The sequence below is a fragment of the Streptomyces sp. TG1A-8 genome (assembly GCF_030499535.1).
GTDB lineage: Bacteria > Actinomycetota > Actinomycetes > Streptomycetales > Streptomycetaceae > Streptomyces.
The window spans coordinates 2699059-2718508 of sequence record NZ_JASTLB010000001.1 but is presented as its reverse complement, the minus strand read 5'-3'; the positions used below and the strand labels follow the sequence as shown (position 1 = coordinate 2718508).

The window sequence follows — 19450 nt, the reverse complement described above, 5'->3', positions numbered from 1 at the left end:
CGATGATCAGTGGTCCAGGCGGTCAGTCTGGACTCCTCAAGAACCTCCCAGGTCGTACGAAGGCCAACGGGGAGCACGTGGAGACTCACGCAGCAGCTTTCTTGCGTATGAACCCGGGTGTCAGAAAGGCCGTGCTCTACATCGACTACCCGACGGGGGCCTGCGGAACATGCAGAAGTACATTGCCTGACATGCTGCCCGAAGGTGCTCAGCTGTGGGTGATCTCACCGCGTAGGACTGAAAAATTCACGGGACTTCCTGACTGAGTTAGGAAAGGAATCGGCGGCCCATCCAGGTGGATCGGCCGCCGATTCGTGTTTCCCTGTCTACCAGGGCAGTGGTTCATCGGTTGTGTGGTCCTGAGCGCCGGAGTATGAGCGCCACTTGACTCCTGGCATATTATCCGCCCAGGAGAGATCGCCTGGCGCCCTCGCCGCCAGGGTGACGTCATGACCTTCGTCGGGATCATCGCTCGGGTGGACGAGCGCCAGCCAGCTCTCGCCGAAGAGGATGCGCGAATCGTTGGCTGGCCAGTTCCACGCAGGGAAGGGGAGCTCATGACTTCCTTCCCGAGACCAGAGCCAATCTGCCGGGACTCCTTGCGCTACTTTCGTCGCAGGAGCCCCCAGGATTGCCTCTAGGATCGTGGCATGAATCAAGAAATCTGAGAGCTGCTCGTCAGTCCGTCGCCATGGGGTCGGTTCGTCGGACGGCTCTCGCTCGTACACAGAGCGATCTTCACTGGCCGGGTCGAATGCCCAGACCCAAGTTCCTTGGTTCTCAACCCAGAACGGAATCTTTCCGTCTTCCACCGCGAGTTTCGAAAGGGGGATGGCGTAGTTGTGCGAGGTGATCTCCCCGCCCCACTGGGCAGAGATTTCATGCCACTCGACAAGCTCCCTGGGCGCTTCAGGTGATTCTCCCAGTCTCACATTGGGTGATTGCGGGGCGCCGTACCACCTCCGCAGAAATCGCAGCAGGCCCGGGTTGTCCGTGGGAGCGAGAGAGTTCATGTGAGACATTATGCGCTACATGCCGGGTGTCGACGTGAGTTGACCTGTAAATCGCTAAAGCAAAACGGGAGCCCCGTAGGTGGGGCTCCCGTGGGCCATGACGGCAGTAGTTGACGGCAACGTCAGCGGACGAGGGCGGCGCAGGGCGGCGGTTCGTCGCCGTCGCCGCTTGCCGTCTCGGCGGTCTCCGGGCTGCCGAGTGCGGTGCTGAGGGTGTTGATGGCGTCGCGCTGGAGGCGGAGTCGGACGTGGGCGTAGACGGTGGCGGTGACGCCGATGTGGGCGTGGCCGAGGAGTTCCTTGATCACGACGAGTTCGACGCCCTGTTCCAGGAGCAGGGTGGCGGTCGAGTGGCGGAGGTCGTGGAAGCGAATGCGGCGGAGGCCGGCCTTGTGGAGGACCGTGATGAAGGCGCGGGTGAGGTTGGTCGGGTCGATCGGTCGACCCTGCGCTGTGGTGAACACGTGCCCGTCGTGCTGCCATGTGGTGCCCGCGGCCTCACGCTCGCGCTTCTGCTGTTCGTGGTGGAGCTTCAACGACTGGACGCAGCGGGTGGGGAGGGCGATGCGGCGCTCGGAGGCCCGCGTCTTGGTGGGCAGCGTGGTGAGCCCGCCTGCGGCGGTTCGCTGCAGGGTGCGGCGAATGGCGGCGGTGCCCGCGTCGAGGTCGAGGTCCTCCCAGCGCAGGCCAAGGAGCTCGCCCTTGCGGAGTCCGGTGTGGAGGGCGAGTTCGAACAGCGCGTGCAGCCGGTGGCCCTGGGCGGCGGCGAGCAACTGCCGGGCTTCTCCGGCGGTGAGGGGTTCGAAGCGTCGGGGCCGGGGTGTGCCGATGCGGACGTTGCGGGCGACGTTGCGCGGGATCTCCTCCTCTCGTACCGCGTGCTCCAGGGCGGACTTGAGGACGGAGTGGACGTAGGCCAGGGTCAGGGGCGAGAGCCGCTTGGAACAGCAGTTTCCGGCGGCGCAGCAGCGGGGCTTATCTCGGCCGGCGTCGAGGCGGCGAGTGCAGCACTGGCAGGTGGTGCGGAGCTGGTTGAGCCAGGTGCGGACGTCTTTGGCGGTGAGCTTTGCGACCTTCTTCCGTCCGAGGCCGGGGATGAGGTAGAGCCCGGCGACTGCGGTGTAGCGGGTGTACGTGTTCTCTCGCAGGTGGTGGATGGCGACGTTCTCCAGCCAGTACGTCAGGTACGCGGCCACGCTGCCCTGCGCGGACGGTACGGGGAGGCCGCGGTTGCTGGCCGCGATCTTCTCGGTGAGCTTGGCCAGGGCTTCCTTGCGGGTGGTGTCGTAGACGCGGACGCGGCGACGGGTATTGCCCGGCGCGAGGACGTATCCGGCGGCCTCCCAACGGCCGTCCTTGCGCTGGTAGATCGTGCCGTCTCCGTTGGCTCGGGTACGGCGGGAGACGGGGGTGTCGCGGGGCGTGGTCATCAGGCGGCTTCCTGTTCGAGGCGAGCGTGGATGAAGTCGGTGAGGGCGTGGGTGGGGATGCGACGGGAGCGGCCGAGGGTGATCGAGGCGAGCTGGCCGGTGCGGAGAAGGTCGTAGACGGCGGAGCGGCCGAGCTGGAGGCGGGCCATGACCTGGGGAACCGTCAGCAACTCCGGAGCCCGGCCCGCATCCGCGTGGAGGACGGCGGGCGGGGGCGAGGCCATCAGCAGCCCCCTTCGGCCGTGAACTGCCGGTCCAGTTCCCTGCGGTGCCATACAGCGGCGGCGAGGAGGTTCGCGCCGGGGCTGTAGCCCGAGCCGAGGTAGTCCCAGTGGCCGATGACGAGAGTGGTCGTCGGGTCGGGTTCGGGAAGGCCGGCGTGGGCGCGGGCCTGTTCGGTACGCCAGGCGCGGCGGGCGTCGCGCAGCGCGCCGAGCGTGACGGAGTAGGAACGGGACTTGGTGGAGAAGTGACCCCGGAAGCCGAGCATGTGCGCCCACTTCCAGAGCTTGAGATCGGCGAACTCCGGCAGGCGGCCCAGCTCCCAGCAGGTGCGGATCATCTGCCGGACGTGCCGGGCGACGACGAGGCGGGGCAACGGCCGGGCCTGCCCGGTGCCGTCGCACGCGCTGCACGGAAGCGGGGTCCCGTGGGGCAGGAGGGTGGCGCCGCGTCCCTGGCAGGGGCGGCAGAACAGGGCGCGGTCGAGGGTGCCGGAGGCGTCGGCGGACTTGGTGGCGTACTTCGCCACGTAGGCGGCCACGGCCTGATCGCTGAATTCGGTGTCGGTGCCGAAGGCGGCGATCTCGCGCACGTCGAGCTGCTGGCCCCAGCCAAGTTCGCGTTCCCCGACCGCGTCGGAGTCGACGGAGATGCGGGCGCGTGGCGCGGCGGCGCGGATGGCGTCCGTGAGCACGGCGACGGTGGCGTACGGGGGCGGGGACTGGGTGCTGCCGTCGGGGCCGTCGAGTCGGATCACGGCGTGGAAGTGGACCAGGCCGCGCTTCTGGTACTCGGCGACCTTGGCGAAGGACACCCGCAGTACGGCGCGGGCGGCCTTCTGGGTGAGGCCGAGCCGGGCGGCGAGCTCGCGGCGCAGGTAGGTGGTGAAGCGGGCCCACAGGGCGGAGGCGTGGGCGTTGAAGAGGACTGCGCCCGTGTAGTCGTACGTCGCCGGATTGAGCGGCGTACCGAGCAGCGGATCCGTTGAGTCGTGGCGGGTGCCGCAGCGGCAGGGCCGTGCGTCGGGGCGGTTGTGGACGGGGCCGAAGGAGGGTGCGGTGAGGGTGGCGAAGACGCGGGGGTGGGTGCGGACGGTGTCGGGGACAGTCTTGCCGCCGGAGAGGCCGGCGCGGATGAGGTGGTAGGTGTCGGCGGCGTAGAGGCGGGAGCAGGCCGGGCAGCGCGAGGAGCGGCGATTGCCGCACGGGGTGAGCAGACTGCCCGTGGGCTCCTCGGCGGAGCTGTAGGAGCGCAGCACCTCCCCGGTCGTCGTGTTGAGGGTGGTGGTGTGGCCGTTCAGGCGGACGGGTTCGGTGCAGCCGCCGAGGCGTTCGATCTGCTGCCGTGTCCGGTCGAAGTCGGGTTGGTTGACTAGCTGAAGCAGGTCCCGTACGGCGGGGCTTGCCACGTGGCGCAGGTCCAGGGTGACCATTCGGGGCGTGTCCCTTCAGTTCGGGTGGGCGGCCCCGAGCAGCAACCAGCCAGGTGCGGAGGTGTGTTGGTGCTGCTTGGGGCATGACGAACCAGGCCCATGGACGGGCGTGGGGCTGAGCGAGGGGGTGCCGCTGGTGAGGGCCGGGCTCAGAGCTGAGCGAGGGCGGCGGTGGCCACCGGCAGGGCGACGCCCATGCGAGTCCCCAACTGGGCTGCTGTGATCGGCGCTTCGTGCTCGGTGCGGTGGGTATCTGCGATGCGCCGGGCCGCGTCCAGCAGGGCAGTCGGCAGGGCCGGGCCAGAGGCGGGTCGAGCCGTCTTCGCGACGGTGACGGGCAGAGCCGCGGCCGGAGCCGGGGCGGGCTGCGATTCCTCGGCCGGGGCGGTAACGACGTCCGGGATGAGAGTCGGGGGTGCCGATTCGGGGGCGGGTGCCTCGTCGGGCACCGGCTTGGGGACAGTGGTGGGTACGGCCTCCAGCTGCGGGACGGGGTGGGTGGGGGTGTGGAACTGGGCGAGGAAGGCGGGGCCGACGTGGCCCCAGCCGAGGAGCAGGAGCGGGGCGACGGTGTCCAGGCAAGCCCGGCCGTAGCGTCCGGTCAGCAGCGGTTCGGCGGTGTTCAGTGCGAGGGTGAGCAGCCCGCACAGGTGCAGCAGCCGGGTACCGGACCGCAACTCCGCCTTGGGTACGCCGCGCATGGCCAGGAACCGCAGGGCGACCAGGAGCCCGACGACGGACAGATCCACCATGGGCGCGATCAGCGGTGCGATCGGGCGGGGGACACCGAGGCGCAGGGCGAGCGCCCAGACGTTGCCGAAGGAGAAGACGAAGGCCAGGGCCGCGATGACCGCCATGACCACGGTCACGGTGCGCCGGGTGAACCGTTCCTCCGCCATGACCTCAACCTCCCTTCTGTCGCGTGCTGTTCTGGATCACTTGGTGAGCGAGGGCGTGGACACTGCCGTCCGGCCGGTCTTACGGAGAAGGGCGTCCAGGCACAGATCCGGGTCGGCGGTCAGGTGCGAGGTCTCCTCGGCGATGCGGGCGGCATCGGCATCCGAGACGTAGGGGGTGCGGATGCGGGTGTAGCCGGGGCGGCCCTGCATCGCCATGACCGCGACGCCGACGTAGGCGGGGTCCTGCAAGGTGACCGGGCTGGCGTCGGGCCAGTTGCGGATGTCCTCACCCAGCGCGGCCACCGCGGCCTCCACCGTCTTCTGCGCGAAGGACAGCCCGATGGGGCACACGTCGCGGATGAAGGTGGGGATCGCATCCCCGGTGGTCTTCTGGCTGATCAGGATCACCAGAATGCCGACACTGCGGCCCTTCTTGACCAGGTCCTCCACCAGCCGGGCATTCTCCGCCGTCAACGCGGCCAAGCGCTTCGTGGTGGCGTCGCTGCCCTTGTACTCGCGGAAGAACGTGTGCGCCTCATCGATGATCAGGACCGTGAGCGGCCACTCCGGAGAGGGGGCGACGTGCCACATGTTCTTCACGCCCAGCACGTCCCGGATGGTCGCCGAGCGCCGCTTGCGCAGCTCCACCAGGCGCTTGAACAGCGCGTTCGCCTCGTCGAGGTCGTCGCCGCAGAACGCGAACATCCGCTTGACCAGGTCGGCATAGTCGCCCTCCGAGGCCCGTGACACCTTTCCGTCCGCAGTCGCGATCTGCACGGCCGGGGACGGTGCGAAGTCGCAGACGAACTTGTTGACCCCCGAGGTCTTGCCCGCACCCGGGACGCCGGCCACCGTCACTCCGGGCACGTTGGCCAGGGACACGCACACCCGGGCGGCGTACTCGTCCACTCCCAGCTCCCAGCGCGTCAGGTCCGCGAGCGGGCGGCCGGTGGGCCGATGGCGGGTCGGCGTGGTCAGCGGATCGGAGCGCACGCCCCGGATCAGCACCTTGCCGGGGCCGTCCGGCAGCACGGAGACCCGCGTGCACCGCCAGGCGTCCGCCAGGAACCGCGCCGACTTCTGGTACTCCTCCAGTCCGACCTGTGGCAGCGTCCGGGCCTGCACGATCACGCCGTACTGGTCGGGCTTGACCTTGATCTTCGGCGTCAGGATCCGGGGAGCGGGCGGGGGACTGTCCTTCTGGGCGGTGATCTGCGTGAGCAGGCTCGGGGTCTTGTCGGTGACCGTCAGTCCGGCCATCCGCGCGAGGCGTACCCAGCCCCAGCGGACCCGGACGGCCTGCCGCATGCTGACCCGCGTGCCCTTGTCGGCCCGCACGTAGCGCACCACCGTCCACACCAGCCACACACCGATGAGCGCCGTAGTGATCGGCAGCGCGTACGAGGCGTATCCCGTGATGGCTTCCATGTCAGGCCCCCTCTTCGCGTATCAGGCGGAACACGTCGCCCAGGTCGAGGTAGGCCGCCTGTTCCGGGGCCAGGCCGAGGACATCGAGCACGGCAGCCGAGACGGCGAAGGTGGCCTTGCCTTCCGTATCAGGCAGGGGCCGGAGCGAGGACAACTCCCGCTCCGACAGGTGGCGTTCGAAGCGGGTCACTGGTTCGCCTCCACCGTCACCAGTTCCAGGCGGGAAGCCCGGTAGGCGACGCCGTCGGAGAGCTGACCGTTGAAGATCCGCGCCCACGGGGTCGCGAAAAGGTCCACCGGCCGCACCATCGCCCCCGGCTTCAGCCCGGCCGCAAGGCCCGTCTCCGGGACGGTGATCTTCAGGACTTCGGCGCGACCGTCCTCCATGAGCATCACGGTCACCGTGTACAGCGACGCGCCGGTCTCCCGGTCGGTGGCGACCTCCCCGGTCTGCTGGTCCTTGATCTTCAGCGCCGGTTCGGTGCCCGCGATGCACACCGCCGACGGCAGCAGAGCAACCCGGATTCGAGTCATGGCCATGCCATCACATCCTCGTTCGATGGAGCCGCTTGATCGGCTCGGCATGAGCATAGGGAGATAATCGCAGAACTTGCAACCCCGATGAAGTTGTGAAACCGATGAGGTGGGTGGGCGATCAGGCGGGAAGCACAGTGATCTGTCCGTAGCGACCTACCGGGCAGGCGATACCGTGGGGTCATGACCCTGCCCTTGGACGAGGACTCCCGACCGCCGTATCTCCAGGCCGCTGCTGCCCTGCGGGACGCGATTCTGACCGGCGAGTTCACATCGGGCGAGCGACTGCCCTCGGCGAACGTGCTCGGCGAGCGGTTCGGCGTCTCCAGCTCCACCGTCCAGAACGCCCTGCGGGTCCTCAAACAGGAAGGGCTGGTCTACTCCCAACTCGGCCGGGGCAGCTTCGTGAGCTCGACGGACAGCGGGAGCGATGCCCCGGACTCCCCAGCGGACGAAGACGGAGAGGAGTCAGGCCCGGACTGGCCGGCCGACCTCATCCGCAACGACGACAGCCGCCCGCCCTACGTTCAGGTCGCCGACTTCCTCCGCCGCGACATCGCAGAAGGCACCTACCCTCCGGGCTCCCAGCTCCCGCCCGCCCGTGAGATCCAAGAGCGCTTCCAAGTAGCCAACTCCACCGCGCAGAACGCCTACCGAAGCCTCAAGCAGGAAGGACTCGTGTACTCGGTCAAGGGCCGCGGTGTCTTCGTGCGCCAGACCCCGGAACCGGGCAAGCACCACGGGCCGATCACGAACTACCTGCTACGGGAAGAGATCGCCCGCGAGGCCCGCGCAGCCGCCGCCGACTTCGCCGACCTCACCGATGACGAGCTCCTGGCACGGGAAGCAGAACTCGACCAGCGATGGGCCACGATCCGTGAGGAACACCAACGGATCTTCAACGAGCGCCGGAAGATCAAACGCGAGACAAGCCGACGCGGCCTGTTCCTGCCCCCCCTCCATGACGCCGACGCCGACTCGGACGCATCGCCGCGCGAGAAACTCGAAGCCGCACTGGCCGAATCGAAGAAGCGCCGGCAACGGCGGTCCTGACCAGCGACCCGGCAGCCCGGCCGGTGGGTTGGACGGGGTGAGCTGTTCAGAGTTTCTTTACTTGATCAAGGGCGTCCCGCTGACGCGGGCCGCCGCGCGTCGGCGGTCGGTGACCGCCGCCCGCTCCTGTCTGCCGCCCCGCTGGCGACGGCCGCCGACCACTCGGCGCGCAGAGCCCGGGAGCGTAGGCCGGACTACCAATCGGAAGCCCCGGTCCGACCGCTCAGCAGCAGACTGGCCGGGCACCTGAGAGGACGCCCGGCGGGCTTGCGCCGTCCCGGACGCCCATGCTTGCTGCCTGGCTGGGGGCCGTGACGATGGAGATAACTGGGCTGATGCCGGTGCGGGGTTGAGCGAGACACACGTGGCGGGTGATCGGTCGGCACGCCCGCCGTCGTGGCTGACTTTCTGTGGCAGAGGCCAGAACCTCATGACCATGGGCCCGGCACGCAGGTGAGGGCCCGTCCCTGCCGGGGCTGACGAGTGCGGGGGAGCCTCGATCGGCTGCGCCCGGCAGGGACGGGAGTCGGGTGGGTCAGCGCGGTGCGGCGCCTGGGCGAGGAGAGTGGCTCACGTCTGGCGCCAGGTCCGCCAGGGGCGGGTGATGATCTCCCGGTAGGTGTGGTGCGACGGGTTCTGACCGCAGTGCCGCAGCACCCAGTCCTGCGGTTCGGCGAAGTCCTCGCTTGTCGGTGAGGTCTCTCCGTCCACGGCGCACTGCATCGCGTACAGGACCGGCTCCGCGTCCGGCTCGCGGTCGGGCTGGAGCGTCCAGGTCTCGTAGCGCAGGACCGAGCGAGGGGTCACCGTCCCCACCTCCGGTTGGCCACGGCCACCTTCGCGCTCAACTCCTCCGTCGGAGTCGGCGTACGTACGTCCTCGGGTGGCACGTCCCACTCCCGGCCACCGCGCGGCGGCCGAAGCTGCACGTGCGGCCCCACATGCCCCATCACCACGCCCACCTTGCCGCTCCGCCGGTCGACCACCAGGGCGCCGGCATCGGGCGAGACGGTGTGCCCGTCGGCATCAGGGGTGGGGGCCGTCATCGTGACCACCCCGGCGAGGCGGCGCGCGACCGGGCGTCCAGTCGCAGGGCAGGAACACATGGCGTGGTGCTCTTTCGCACGGTGACGCTCCTCGGCGGCGTGGATGCGTGCCCCTGGGCCTGTTGGTGCCACAGGGTCGGCACCGATCCTCACGCCGGTCACCGGGACGAAGGAACCTCCGCCAAACCCCACTTCGGGACGTCCTGCACCGTGTAGAACGTCCCTAGTGCCGTCCTGAGACGAAGGGGGAGACTCGTGCCGAACGAGAGACTACGAGCCGTCATGGCGGCGGGAGGCTGGACGTACGCCGCACTCGCTCAGCAGGTCGAGGTCGACCCCAAGTCGGTCGAGCGCTGGGTGAACCTCGGGCGTATCCCACGTCGTGCCACCGCCCTCCAGGCGGCCAAGGCCCTGGGAGAAGACGTGCACGCACTCTGGCCGGCGCTCCGCCAGGCCCGCCCCGCCCGCGCCATCAGCCCTGAGCTGGTGGCGCTCTACGAGCAGCGGGCCGACATCCCCGTCTCGGCGTTCACCGACCTGATGGCCCAGGCCCGGGAACGGATCGACATCCTCGTCTACGCGGCCGTCTTCCTCCACGAGGCGTACCCCCGGCTGAACGAACTCCTCACCGAACGCGCCGCCCAAGGCTGCACCGTCCGCATCGCGATCGGAGACGCCGACAGCGACACCGTCCAAGCCCGCGGCCAGGAGGAACGGTTCGGCCACGGCATCGAATCCCGCTGCCGCCTCGCCCTCATGCACTACAGGCCACTCGCCGGCACCCCCGGCATCGAAGTCCGCACCCACGCCACCACGCTCTACAACTCCCTCTACCGCGCCGACGACCAGCAACTCGTCAACGCACACGTCTGGGGCGTCAACGCCTACGCCGCCCCCGTATGGCATCTTCGCCGACACGAGACAGGCGGCATGTTCGACACCTACGCCGAGAGCTTCGACGCTGTGTGGACGACGGCAACGCCCGCACGAGAGGAAGGCTGACTGTGGCCCGCACCGAGTACTACGACGACCCGAACGCGCCCAAGCCGAACAGCATGGTCGTCGCCGCCTCCGCCGTCGTCACCGACGACCACGGGCGCATCCTCCTCCAGCGCCGCCGAGACAACGACTTGTGGGCGCTGCCCGGCGGCGGTATGGAACTCACCGACTCCCTGCCCGGCACGGCCGTCCGCGAGGTCAAGGAAGAGACCGGCCTCGACGTTGAGATCACCGGTCTGGTCGGCACCTACACCGACCCGAAACACGTCATCGCCTACACCGACGGCGAGGTCCGCCGCCAGTTCAACGTCTGCTTCACCGCCCGCATCACCGGCGGCCAACTGGAGATCTCCGACGAGTCCACCGAACTCCGGTTCGTACCGCCCGAAGAGATCGAGCAGTTGCCGATGCACCACACCCAACGACTCAGGCTCCAGCACTTCCTGGAACACCGCGAGAAGCCGTACCTGGGCTGAACCGCCTGACGGCAGTAGCGACGGCAACACCCACGGATTCCCCCGCACAGCCACGGACACCAGCGGAACCCGAAACCGCCGCTGATCTGCGAATACGCAGATAGAGAGGGGCCGCGTAGCACACGTACTATGTGCTGGCGGGGGCCACGCCGGTCCTGGTACACAACTGCAATCCGCTCGACGGTATCGCGGACGAGTTGGCAGGCAGCAAGATTACGACTGGTCAGGTCGTTGATGATGCTGGAAATAGAGTCGGAGCTCCTGTATCAAGCGGTGAGAATGGTTCATTCGTGCAAGTGAGGGACGCGCTCAGAAAATCTGGCGTGCCTCACGACGCTGCAGGTGGGTTCGCGGCCGCATCTCATGTAGAAACCAAGATCGCTTTGGCTATGAGAAGCAATGGCGTTCAGAGGGCGACAGTCGTAATCAACAATTCTGACGGGGTTTGTTCTGGTCCTTATTCATGTATGACTGGGGTGTCTGCAATTCTACCAAGAGGGTCTAGCCTGACATCCGTTTGGCGCACTGAAGAGGGCTGGCATGGGGTAACTATGCTGGGCGGCGGTTAATCTCAAGAGGTGTAATATCTGGCCGGCCCTGCCCTGGGGTAGAATCCTCCGGGGTGGGGCCGGTCTAATTTCAGTTTTCCGCATCGCCTCACCTGCGAACGTTGGAGGATATTAATGATTCTGACTATTTTCACTGGCGGTATGACATATCATGCAGCATCGGGAGCTATTCTTAGGCGCTTGATTGGCGAGTTGGTGACCGGCGGGCCCGGCCGAGAGCCAGATGTGGTTGGACAGCCAAAGGGTGGCATTCTTGCAACGTTTGTGCTCTTGGCGCCACATAGGGATCCGATGAAATCAGATCGGTATTTTGACAGCTATCTTCAGGTCTCGACAAATCCGCTTACAGGATATGGCGCATTGAGGTGGCAAGTTCCCGAGGATTCCGTAGTTCGAGTGGATCGGGAGATTGCGAGGAGTGTATGGATCTCTAGGAATCCGGAACCGCCGGCGTTGGATCAAAACGTTGTTGCTGATTTGGGCGATTGGAGGCTGTTCGAGCCCCGCAATACGCTGCCGATATCTGATATTCGTGCGGCCGTCGAGGAATTTTGCGAACTAAGAAGCGGTCAGAGGCCTACGGCGATTTGCTGGGATCGTGGTGACTTTGACGCGTACCACTCTCTGAATGGACAGGCAGATGTGACACCTTCCTACTGTCAGGATCCGTGGTGCAAAGATTCGGGTACACGGCACCCATTGCACTGATGAAGGTTCTCGGTGGCGAAAGATGGAATCTCCCTTTCGGTGAGACGGTATTTATTACTCGATCATGGAGGTTATGCGCGAATTTCGCATTGATGTCGCTGTTTGTTGAACTTCCATTTGCTTGTCGATGTGTGCAAGCGAATTTGACGCCCCGTCAGGCAGTGTCTGGCGAGGCGTCTGCGTAACTGCAACAAAGAGGGTTCCAGCAATTGGAGCTCTGGTGAGGGTGGATCGCGTGACCGACTTCTGGAGCATCATCGGGTCGAATCCCGCTCAGTCGGGAGACGATGTGCGGTCAGCTCTCGATCGGGTCTCTGGGCGACTTGATCGGCTGGATACGACCGATTTGGTCAAGTTTTCCGAAGAGCTGCATGAGGCTCTTTATAGGATTGACAGGCGGGAGCTAGTGGAGATCCCGGTGGTGTTGGCGGTTGGATTGGAGCTGCCGCAAACAAGTGACCACTTCCTGTATGCGCGTTGCGCGTGCATCTTGGGTGGCAGGGATGCGTACGATGCGGTCTTGAGATCGACCTCAGAGTTCACGTGTTTCGTCAGGCCATTCTTCCAGGCCGCCGAGGGGCTTCTCTATCTCGCTCCTAGCGTTTACAAGAAGAAATTCTGCAGTGAAATGGTGACGGTCGGCGGATTCCCCATTGAATCAATGTCGAATGCACAGGGCTGGGCGGAATAGGTCTACCGTGAACGGCGTGCTAAGCAAACGTGCCAATGGTCTTCTGGCATTGCGCCAGCGGTCCTCTGAGCTGCTTTGACGGCAACGCTGACGGCAACGCAGCCGGACGTCGACGGCCCCACGAGTCTTCTCGTGGGGCCGTCGGCCGTTCTGGATGAGTGCAGTGCTACTGGCTGGCAGCCTTGCTACCGAGGGCGCTGCCCAAGGTGTCGATGGCTTGGCGTTGGAGGCGGAGTCGGACGTGGGCGTAGACGCCAGCGGTGACGCCGATGTGGGCGTGGCCGAGGAGTTCCTTGATGACGACGAGGTCGACGCCTTGCTCCAGGAGCAGGGTGGCGGTCGAGTGCCGCAGGTCGTGGAAGCGGATGCGCCGGAGGCCGGCCCGGTTGAGAAAGCTGCGGAATCGGCGAGTGAGGTTTGCCGGGTCGAGAGGTCCACCGGTCGGGGTGGCGAAGACGAGGCCGCTGTCCTTCCATCCCACCCCGGCCTCTCCCTGCTCCCTGTCCTGCCGTTCCTTGTGCTTCTTGAGGGAGTGGATGCATTCGGTCGGAAGCGCGATGCGGCGCTCGGACGCTCGGGTCTTGGTGGGCAGATGGGTGAGGCCGCCGGTGCGGGTGCGCTGGAGTGAGTGTCGGATGGTGGCCGTTCCTGTGTTGAGGTCGAGCTCTTCCCAGTGGAGGCCCAGTAGTTCGCTTTTGCGGAGGCCGGTGCGTAGGGCGAGTTCATACAGCGCGTGGAGCGGGTCGACGCGGGCCGCGTCGAGGAACTGACGGGCCTCTACTGCGGTGAGCGGACGGAAGCGCCTGGGCTGGTGCGTGGTGGTCTTGACGTTGCGGGCGACGTTTCGGGGCAGTTCGTCTTCGCGGACGGCGTGTTCCAGTGCCGACTTGAGCACCGAGTGCACGTAGGTCACGGTCAAAGCGGACAGCTGCTTCTGGCAGCACTCGCCGATGGCGCAGCACCTCTTCCGTTCGGTGTCCAGGCCCTGGGTACAGCACTGGCAGGTGGTGCGGAGGCGGTCGAGGAAGGTGCGGACTTCTTTGGCGGTGAGGCGGGCGATCTTCTTGGTGCCGAGTCCGGGGATGAGGTGGAGGCGGACACAGGCGGCGTAGCGCGTGTGGGTGTTCTCGCGGAGCCGGTGGACGGCGACGTCGTTCAGCCAGTAGGTGAGGTAGTCGCCGACGGTGCTGTCTGCGGTGGCGACGGGCAGTCCGCGGTTGCTGGCGGCGATCTTCTCGGCGAGTTTGTCGGCGGCTTCTCTCCGGGTGCTGCCGTAGACGCGGACGCGTTTGCGGGTGCCGTTGGCGGCGAGGACATAGCCGGCAGCTTCCCAGCGGCCGTCCTTGCGCTGGTAGATGGTGCCTTCGCCGTTGGCGCGGGCCTTCTTGCGCTTGGGGGCGGTCATCAGGCGGCCTCTTCCAGGCGGCGCTGGACATAGTCAGCGAGGGCGTGGGTGGGGATGCGGCGGGCGCGGCCGATGGTGAGCGAGGCCAGGCGGCGGGTGCGCAGGAGGTCGTAGAGGGCGGAGCGGCCGATCTTGAGGCGGGCCATGACCTCGGGGACGGTGAGGAGTTCGTCGTCACGCACCAGCTGTCACCGCCTGTTCCCGTGTCGGGCCGCCGTGGATGAGGGCGGCGAGGCGTTCGAGGTCGGGGGTGAGGCCGGTGCCGTCGTAGGCCCAGTGGGCGAGGACGAGGGTGGTAGGAGAGGTCGGCGGTGTGTGGCGGCGGTGCCAGGCGGCACGGGCGGCCCGGAGTGCGCTGAGGGTGGTGGAGTAGGCGCGGGTTTTGGTGGAGAAGTGGCCGCGGAAGCCGAGCATGTGGGCCCACTTGCGCAGGTTCAGGTGCTTGAGGTTGTCTCGGGCGCCGAGGGCCCAGGCGGTGCGGATCATGCGGGTGGCGTGCTCGGGCACGGACTCGAACCAGAGGACGGTGATCCTCTGCAGCCGGTGGTCGAGGGTGCCGGTCGCGGCTTCGGTGCCCTTGGTGGCGTACTTGGCGACGTATCCGGCGACCTTGCCCTCCGTGATTGTGGTCCCTGCCTGGAAGGCCGTGGACCGGATGATCCTGGTGTCGATCTGCTCGCCGAACGCGAAGGAGCGGGCGCGGCCGTTGACCTCGGGCCCGTCGATGTGGGCACGGGTGGCCGCGAGCCGGATGGCGTCGGCCAGAAGTTCGGGTGTGGCCCATGCGGGTGGCGGGGTGTAAGTGCCTGCGGGGCCGTCGAGGCGGATGACGGCGTGGAAGTGGATCAGTCCGCGCTGTGTCTAGTCCCAGGTGATGGCTGACGTTCTGGTCCCGGGTGATGCTTGACGGTGGGCCTAGACAACATCGGAAACCTTGTGGGGCTTGTTCGCCTTCACGTTGCGGATAGGGACGTCGGTCGTGCGCCGGATCACCCGGACCTGGCCGTCCAGCTCGACGCTGACCGTCGTGTCCGACACGCGCACGGTCACGGTCTGGCCTGCGTAGGGGCGGCCGAGGGAGACGACCTGGCGGCAGACCATGATCGTGCCTGTCGCGCTGACACGCCGCTGCACCCGCACGGGCTCGATACCCGGACGCGGCGGCGGTCCGGCCGGACGCAGGCCCCGCAGCCTGCGCACTTCCCCACCGGTCAGCGGGTTGGGCCGCGCCCGCAGCAGTTCCCGCGAGGACAGGTCGAAGAACGACAGCGTCTCGCCGTCGATCCGGATGCCCACCTGGCGGCCTCCGAGGATCTCCGCCGCCAGCACCTGGTGCCCGCCCAGACCCACCAGGCCGCTGTTGTTCACCACCCGGTCCACCTCGAACGCCGCCCCGTCGCCGGCCGGAAGCGGGGCCAATCCGGCCGCACGTCCGCCCCGGGCGGCCAGCCGTCCCAGATCCGCCACCGACAAGTGCGACCGCACGGTCTTGATCCGCGCCCCGGCGATCAGCAGATGGATCACCTGCGTGTCCGCCCAGAACGTCACAGTCAGCCCTGAGCGGGCCGGTCCGAGCCAGAACTGCTTGCCCGCCACCTGCAGATTCCCACTCGCAGGCACCACCCGCTCGAACTCCACAGGCCCACCGGGCTCCACCGGCACCACCGCCGACACCTCAGGCAGAGCAGCAGACACAGTCGGCTCTTCAGCCCGAGCCGCCCCCGGGTCCGGATCCGGGCCCGCCCGAGGTGTCCGCTGCTGCGGCACCAGCGCCAGCACTCCAGGGAGCTTCAAGCCCAGGATGTCCCGCTCCTCCTCGGCAACCGAGGCGAACCGGTCTCCCGGGGACTGCATGTCCAGCGCCTGATGCGGCCGCGAGGAGTTGTACTCCTCCACCCACGCATCCAGCGCCGTCTGAGCCTGCTCGATACTCTCAAACGCGCCGCACTCGTCGAGGAGTTCACGCCGCAGCGTCTGATGGAACCGCTCGACCTTGCCCGTCGTGGTCGGGGAAGCAGGCTGGGTGAGCCGGTGAGCGATCCCGTTCTCCCGGCAGATCCGGTCGAACAACACCTCACCGCCCTGCCCGAACCGGTCGGTGAACTGCTTGCCGTTGTCGGTCAGCACCTCCTCCGGCACCCCGAACCTCTGCAAGGCCCGGACGAACGCCGAGCAGACCCCCGCCCGGTCGCCCGCTCGACCACCGATGCGATCACGCAGTACCGGGAATGATCGTCCACCCCGGTCACGACCTTGGCCTCGGTCAACTCGCCCGTCACCGGGTCGACCAGCATCACGCCGCCGACGATGTCCATCTGCCACAACTGCATCGGACGGTCCCGCTGCCAGCACTTGTAATCCGACCGCTTCCGCCGCCGCACCCCCGGCACCACCAGCCCATGACGGACCAGGATCCGATACACGGTCATCCGCGACGGCACCGGATCCACCTGACCGGCCCGCTCCAGCACAAACGCGATCCACCGCGGACCCCAGCGAGGATGCTTGCGCCGCAGCTCACACACCGCCGCCTCCACCTCCGCAGAGGCCCGATGCGGACACGACGCCGGCCGACGCGAACGATCCACCAATCCCGCCAGGCCGGAGGCCTCATACCTCGACTTCCACCCGCTGACCGTCTGCCGCGACACCCCCAGCGACGCGGCGACCTCCGTCACCGTCGCACCCGCCAGCACCGCAAGCACAGCCCGATATCTCTGCTCGACGACCGACAACTCCACCAGAGCCAATCCCGGCCTCCCCACACACGCCGCAACGACGCGCACAGGAGAAGAGCCGAACACGGCCACCGTCAACCATCAGCTGGGACCGAAGTGTCAAGCATCTACCGGGACCGGACACTCTCCGCAGTCCGTCAGTAACCCCCACCACCCTGGTTACACCGTTCGTTTGACAGACCCGGTCTTGACGGTCTCCCGGCTGATCGCGGGGGCCGCGGCGGACCCGCTGCCGGACGACGGGCCGGCTGCCCCTTGCTCCTGCCCCCGAAGCCGCCGTGTCCTTCGTAGTGGCGGGACGTGGGGGACCGCGTGCTGGGTCCTGGCCCGCCGACCGAAAAGGATCCCGGCGCGGCCGGCGTCCGACGTGAACGCGTGCGGTCCCCGGTCGGACGACCAGGGACCACGGGGGACCGCTCAGACCTCGTGAGCGCGGCCGCCGCTCACTTCTCGGTCGGCTCCGGAGCCGGCGCGACGCCCGTCGGGCAGGACGCCCCCCAGTTCGTCTCGAACGGGTCGCCCAGCTCGACCCCGGTCCCGCCCAGCCCGCAGTAGCCCGCGGGGTTCTTGTCCAGGTACTGCTGGTGGTGGTCCTCGGCCGGGTAGAAGGGGCGGTCCTGCGCCGGGAGGATCTCCGTGGTGATCGTGCCGTGGCCGGAGGAGGTCAGGACCTCCTGGTAGGCGGCGCGGGAGGCCTCGGCCGCGGCGGCCTGGGCGGGGGTGTGGGTGTAGATCGCGGAGCGGTACTGGGTGCCCACGTCGTTGCCCTGGCGGAAGCCCTGGGTCGGGTTGTGGGACTCCCAGAAGGTCTTCAGCAGGCGGTCGTAGGAGAGCAGCTCCGGGTCGTAGACCACGCGGACGGCCTCCGTGTGGCCGGTCAGGCCCGAACAGACCTCCTCGTACGTGGGGTTCTCGGTGAAGCCGCCCTGGTAGCCGACCAGGGTCGTGTACACGCCCGCCGGGAGCCGCCAGAACGCGCGCTCGGCGCCCCAGAAGCAGCCCAGGCCGAAGTCGGCGGTCTCCAGACCCTCCGGGTACGGGCCGAGGAGGGGGGTGCCGAGGACGGTGTGCCGGTCGGGGACCTCGAAGGCGGGCACGGCGCGGCCCTTGAGCGCCTGCTCGGGGGTGGGCAGCTGGGGTGTGCGGCCGAAGAGCATGGGGTCTCCTGGGGATGGCGGAACGGGCTCGTGGTGCGGGCCGCCGGCCCCGCGGCGGGCGGCACTCGTACAACGGCCGGGGCCGCTGCCGCATTCCGGCCGGCTCCGGGGAGGCCACGGAGTGCAGCGGCGCCCCGCTCCCGCCGGCCGGTCACGCGCGCCGGCGGCGGCTTCGCGGCCGGCTCGGCGACGCCGCGTGCGGCGGGGTTCCGCTCCCTTCCCGCACGCGACCGGTGGGCCGGTGCGGCCAATGGGCGCGCAGGGGCGCCGAGCACGCCTGCGGGCCGGGCCCGGGGCACGCGGAGTGCGCCCTGCCGCAGGCCAGCAGGGTGGTCCGGGTCCGGTCCGTCAGCCGGGCAGGGGCACCGGACGGCCGCCGCCGGCCTCGTAGCCGGCCATCGCCAGGGCGCGGTAGCGGGCGAACGCGGCGGCCGGGGCGTCGTCCAGGATCCAGGGCAGCGCGCCGACGTGTCCGTCGACGTGCACCAGCTGGTCCAGGGCCTCCGCCCAGCGTTCGGCGCGCACCAGGAAGAAGACGAGCAGGTGGCGGACGTGCGCGGCCACCGGGTCGTCGGGGTCGGCCGTGTGCACCGCGTGGAGCGCGCCGTGGACGGCCCTGGTGACGACCTCGCTCCGGTGGAAGCCGGCGACCAGGTTCACCTCGGGCAGGTGCTCGAAGACCGCGAACAGCGGCAGCGCGGCGAGCAGCGAGCCCTCGGGGGCGCGGGCGGCGGCGGCCTCGGCGAAGGCGTACGCCTGCGCGCGCGAGCCGTGCCACTTCTCGCACCAGTACTGCAGCGCGGCCAGGTGGGCGCCCATGTGGTGCGGGGCGCGCTCCGTGACGTCCTGCCAGAGCTTTTCGAACTCCGGCGGCGGACAGGCGAGGCCGCGGGCGACGGACAGCTCGATCAGGTACGGGACCGGGTCGTCGGGGGCCGCGCACAGGGCGGCCTGCGCGCAGGCCTCGCGGGCCTCCTCCATGATGATCCGGAATTCGTCCGTGCCCGGTGCGGAGGTCCGCCACGCCTGCTGCGCCAGGAACTCGGCGTGCACCGCGGTCCCGCCCGCGTCCTTGGGCCGCTCGGCCCGCCACACCCTGAGCCACTGGCCGCCCGGGGTCTCGTGCACCCCGCCCGGCCGCTGCCGCAGCTCCAGGGCGGCGGCTCCGGCGAGCGCCTGCACGCGCTGCCAGCGCCACTCGTCCCCGGCCCCGGTGACCGCCAGCAGCCGGGCAGCCGCGGTGTAGTCCTGGGTGCGCTGCACCACGTCCAGGGCGTCCAGCAGGTCCTGGTCGGGGCCGGGCATCCGCACGTCCAGCTCCTCCTGGCGGACGAACCCGTACGCCGCCGGGTCCGGGGCGCCCCGGTGGCCCGCGCGAGGCCGCCCGCCCGCCCCGCGCCCGCGCCGGAACACCGGGAGCAGTACGAAGCCCGCCATGAGCACCGCCACGAGCAGCCAGAGAATCGCCATGCCACAAGCGAACCAGACGCCGCCGGCACTTGGCCAACCCCCGCGGCCGGACCGGTGGAGGACCCGGCCGCCCACCGCCGACCCGTGGACGACCCGCGCGCCGCCGGACCGCGGGCACCCCGGTCCCGGCCGTCCCCCCGGCCCCGCCCTGCCCCCGCCCCCGGGCCGGCCCGGGGGCGG

General features: G+C 68.6%; 22 protein-coding genes and 1 pseudogene. 7 read left to right on the top strand and 16 right to left on the bottom strand.

Annotation, left to right across the window (positions count from 1 at the left end; translation table 11 throughout):
* Positions 1–2 precede the first annotated feature (2 nt).
* Positions 3–266, top strand: a complete 264-nt coding sequence (locus QQY24_RS11525; RefSeq protein ID WP_234016890.1) for a DddA-like double-stranded DNA deaminase toxin — start codon at positions 3–5, stop codon at positions 264–266.
* 60 nt (positions 267–326) lie between these two features.
* Here the strand turns inward: QQY24_RS11525 and QQY24_RS11520 are convergent, their stop codons facing one another.
* The 8 genes from QQY24_RS11520 to QQY24_RS11485 all read right to left on the bottom strand — a co-directional run bounded on the left by QQY24_RS11520 (position 327) and on the right by QQY24_RS11485 (position 6964).
* Positions 327–1013: a hypothetical protein gene (locus QQY24_RS11520; RefSeq protein WP_301972578.1), complete on the bottom strand. Its 687-nt coding sequence runs from the start codon at positions 1011–1013 to the stop codon at positions 327–329.
* 122 nt (positions 1014–1135) lie between these two features.
* On the bottom strand, positions 1136–2443 hold the full coding sequence (locus QQY24_RS11515; protein ID WP_301972577.1) for a site-specific integrase: 1308 nt from the start codon (positions 2441–2443) through the stop codon (positions 1136–1138).
* Complete coding sequence (locus tag QQY24_RS11510; protein WP_301972576.1) at positions 2443–2667, bottom strand: helix-turn-helix domain-containing protein; 225 nt, start codon at positions 2665–2667, stop codon at positions 2443–2445. Before QQY24_RS11510 ends, QQY24_RS11515 begins: the two co-directional genes overlap by 1 nt.
* Positions 2667–4097 carry a replication initiator gene (locus QQY24_RS11505; RefSeq protein ID WP_301972575.1) on the bottom strand — a complete coding sequence of 477 codons (1431 nt, stop codon included), beginning with the start codon at positions 4095–4097 and terminating at the stop codon, positions 2667–2669. Before QQY24_RS11505 ends, QQY24_RS11510 begins: the two co-directional genes overlap by 1 nt.
* A gap of 149 nt (positions 4098–4246) precedes the next feature.
* Entirely contained in the window at positions 4247–4996 is a 750-nt protein-coding gene (locus QQY24_RS11500) for a DUF2637 domain-containing protein (RefSeq protein WP_301972574.1), read from the bottom strand.
* A gap of 36 nt (positions 4997–5032) precedes the next feature.
* Positions 5033–6424 carry a cell division protein FtsK gene (locus tag QQY24_RS11495; protein ID WP_301972573.1) on the bottom strand — a complete coding sequence of 464 codons (1392 nt, stop codon included), beginning with the start codon at positions 6422–6424 and terminating at the stop codon, positions 5033–5035.
* 1 nt (position 6425) lies between these two features.
* On the bottom strand, positions 6426–6614 hold the full coding sequence (locus QQY24_RS11490) for a hypothetical protein (RefSeq protein ID WP_301972572.1): 189 nt from the start codon (positions 6612–6614) through the stop codon (positions 6426–6428).
* Positions 6611–6964: a hypothetical protein gene (locus QQY24_RS11485; RefSeq protein WP_301972571.1), complete on the bottom strand. Its 354-nt coding sequence runs from the start codon at positions 6962–6964 to the stop codon at positions 6611–6613. The genes QQY24_RS11490 and QQY24_RS11485 overlap by 4 nt, the downstream gene beginning before the upstream one ends.
* 177 nt (positions 6965–7141) lie before the next feature.
* On the opposite strand from QQY24_RS11485, the gene QQY24_RS11480 reads away from it, so the two are divergent.
* Positions 7142–8011: a winged helix-turn-helix domain-containing protein gene (locus QQY24_RS11480; RefSeq protein ID WP_301972570.1), complete on the top strand. Its 870-nt coding sequence runs from the start codon at positions 7142–7144 to the stop codon at positions 8009–8011.
* A gap of 570 nt (positions 8012–8581) precedes the next feature.
* Here QQY24_RS11480 and QQY24_RS11475 read toward each other — a convergent pair.
* Both QQY24_RS11475 and QQY24_RS11470 read right to left on the bottom strand, forming a co-directional pair.
* Positions 8582–8827 (bottom strand): hypothetical protein, encoded by a 246-nt coding sequence (locus QQY24_RS11475; RefSeq protein WP_004000830.1) that lies wholly within the window; start codon positions 8825–8827, stop codon positions 8582–8584.
* Positions 8815–9066, bottom strand: coding sequence for a hypothetical protein (locus tag QQY24_RS11470; RefSeq protein WP_093554521.1), 252 nt, complete (start codon positions 9064–9066; stop codon positions 8815–8817). Before QQY24_RS11470 ends, QQY24_RS11475 begins: the two co-directional genes overlap by 13 nt.
* Before the next feature lie 273 nt (positions 9067–9339).
* Here QQY24_RS11470 and QQY24_RS11465 point away from each other — a divergent pair, with 273 nt between their 5' ends.
* The 5 genes from QQY24_RS11465 (at position 9340) to QQY24_RS11455 (ending at position 12500) form a co-directional block, all read left to right on the top strand.
* The gene (locus QQY24_RS11465) at positions 9340–10059 is read left to right on the top strand and encodes a helix-turn-helix transcriptional regulator (RefSeq protein WP_301976215.1); all 720 of its coding nucleotides are present in this window, start codon (positions 9340–9342) and stop codon (positions 10057–10059) included.
* Between the two features lie 2 nt (positions 10060–10061).
* A complete protein-coding gene (locus QQY24_RS11460; protein ID WP_301972569.1) occupies positions 10062–10532 on the top strand; it encodes an NUDIX domain-containing protein in 471 nt (156 codons plus the stop codon).
* Positions 10533–10663: 131 nt separating this feature from the next.
* Entirely contained in the window at positions 10664–11101 is a 438-nt protein-coding gene (locus tag QQY24_RS34755; protein WP_367657990.1) for a DddA-like double-stranded DNA deaminase toxin, read from the top strand.
* 114 nt (positions 11102–11215) lie between these two features.
* Positions 11216–11809 (top strand): Imm1 family immunity protein, encoded by a 594-nt coding sequence (locus QQY24_RS34750; RefSeq protein WP_367657989.1) that lies wholly within the window; start codon positions 11216–11218, stop codon positions 11807–11809.
* Between the two features lie 235 nt (positions 11810–12044).
* A complete protein-coding gene (locus QQY24_RS11455) occupies positions 12045–12500 on the top strand; it encodes a DUF4240 domain-containing protein (protein ID WP_301972568.1) in 456 nt (151 codons plus the stop codon).
* A 166-nt stretch (positions 12501–12666) separates the two neighbouring features.
* Here the strand turns inward: QQY24_RS11455 and QQY24_RS11450 are convergent, their stop codons facing one another.
* From QQY24_RS11450 to QQY24_RS11425, 6 genes and pseudogenes are all read right to left on the bottom strand, one after another.
* Complete coding sequence (locus QQY24_RS11450) at positions 12667–13905, bottom strand: site-specific integrase (RefSeq protein WP_301972567.1); 1239 nt, start codon at positions 13903–13905, stop codon at positions 12667–12669.
* On the bottom strand, positions 13905–14087 hold the full coding sequence (locus tag QQY24_RS11445; protein ID WP_301972565.1) for a helix-turn-helix domain-containing protein: 183 nt from the start codon (positions 14085–14087) through the stop codon (positions 13905–13907). The genes QQY24_RS11450 and QQY24_RS11445 overlap by 1 nt, the downstream gene beginning before the upstream one ends.
* Positions 14080–14751, bottom strand: coding sequence for a replication initiator (locus QQY24_RS11440; protein ID WP_367658046.1), 672 nt, complete (start codon positions 14749–14751; stop codon positions 14080–14082). The genes QQY24_RS11445 and QQY24_RS11440 overlap by 8 nt, the downstream gene beginning before the upstream one ends.
* Before the next feature lie 69 nt (positions 14752–14820).
* Positions 14821–16640, bottom strand: a pseudogene (locus tag QQY24_RS11435) (IS481 family transposase).
* Positions 16641–17086: 446 nt separating this feature from the next.
* Positions 17087–17800, bottom strand: coding sequence for a peptide-methionine (S)-S-oxide reductase MsrA (msrA, locus tag QQY24_RS11430; protein ID WP_301972564.1), 714 nt, complete (start codon positions 17798–17800; stop codon positions 17087–17089).
* Positions 17801–18148: 348 nt separating this feature from the next.
* Entirely contained in the window at positions 18149–19270 is a 1122-nt protein-coding gene (locus QQY24_RS11425; RefSeq protein ID WP_301972563.1) for a hypothetical protein, read from the bottom strand.
* Positions 19271–19450 lie beyond the last annotated feature (180 nt).